Source organism: Marinobacter pelagius (assembly GCF_003315345.1).
GTDB classification, from domain to species: domain Bacteria; phylum Pseudomonadota; class Gammaproteobacteria; order Pseudomonadales; family Oleiphilaceae; genus Marinobacter; species Marinobacter pelagius_A.
The window spans coordinates 1-1,169 of record NZ_QNRO01000052.1; the positions used below are offsets into that span (position 1 = coordinate 1).

General features: G+C 60.8%; 1 protein-coding gene. It reads right to left on the bottom strand.

Annotated elements, in window-relative coordinates:
- A partial coding sequence (locus tag DET50_RS19310; protein WP_113864308.1) for an IS1380-like element ISPa33 family transposase occupies positions 1-1,070 on the bottom strand: 1,070 nt, incomplete at its 3' end.
- Positions 1,071-1,169 lie beyond the last annotated feature (99 nt).

Below are 1,169 nucleotides of genomic sequence, written 5' to 3' on the forward strand. Positions count from 1 at the left end.
GTCCACCAGCGTGGGCTGGAGGTGCGGTCGGCGAACAGATCCAACTGTTGGTCCTTGATCCGATTCTCCATGTCGCCACGGCCGCAGTAGTCTTCGTAGTACTGCTGGGCAGCATCCTCGGCAAAGCGGGACACGACGATGAAGCGTGGATTGGCACCCTGCTCGCCATGTTCCAGGCGCGACACGACCAGGCGGCGCCTACGCCAACTACCGGCCTGATAGAGGAAGCGATACACGCCGGACATCTTCTGCCCGGTTTCTTGGTAGGCCTCGGCGACCGCTTGCATGGCCGGCGCCGCCATCCGCTGCAGGCGGGTGTTGCGGGCCAGACCCACCACATAATCCACCTGCTTGCGGTCACACCAGTCGAGCATGCGATGTCGGCAAAAACCGCCGTCACCGCGGAACACGATGCGGGTCTCTGGCCAGAAGCGGCGAATGAACTTGACCAGCAGTGCCAGGATGGCCCAACTGTGTCGGGCGCCATCGATGTTGCTCGGGCGCAAATAGCTCACCAGCAGATGGCGACCACAGAACACATAGAGCGGCAGGAAGCAGTAATGGTCGTAATAGCCATGGAAGAAGCGCCCTTCCTGATCACCATGCACCGGCACATCGGTCGCATCGAAGTCGAGCACGATCTCAGCCGGCGCCTGGTCATGCTGGGCGATGAAGTGCTCCCACAGCAGGCGATGGGCTTGCACCACCGTTTCGCGATCGGCTTGCTGTTCCAGGCGCCCCAGAGTGGATTTGCCGGCCAGCGGTTGCAGGCGGTTGACCGCAGTCTGCAGCGCGTAGTCATGGCGCAGGCCGTCATGATCGTTGAGATCCTCGTAGCCGGCGGCCAGTGCATAGATACGCTGGGCGAGCAGTGTCTGCAGTCCATGCTGGACACGCCCAGGATCACGCCGATCGGGAACGATTTTGGCCAGGCGGCGGGTCAAGCCATGTTGCCGGTCGACCTCGCGCAGCAGCAACAAGCCCGCATCCGAGGTGATGTGACCACCGGTGAAAGAGGCCTCGACGAGGCGGCGAGAGAGGGGTGAAAAGTGGAGTTTTTCTGGTAGCATTTTGTGCGCGGCTGAAGACTTATGGGGCTTTGTTTGGCGACAAGAATCATAAGGCTTTCAGCCGTTTTTGTTTATGCGGTCATGAGAAATCCGGGCTAA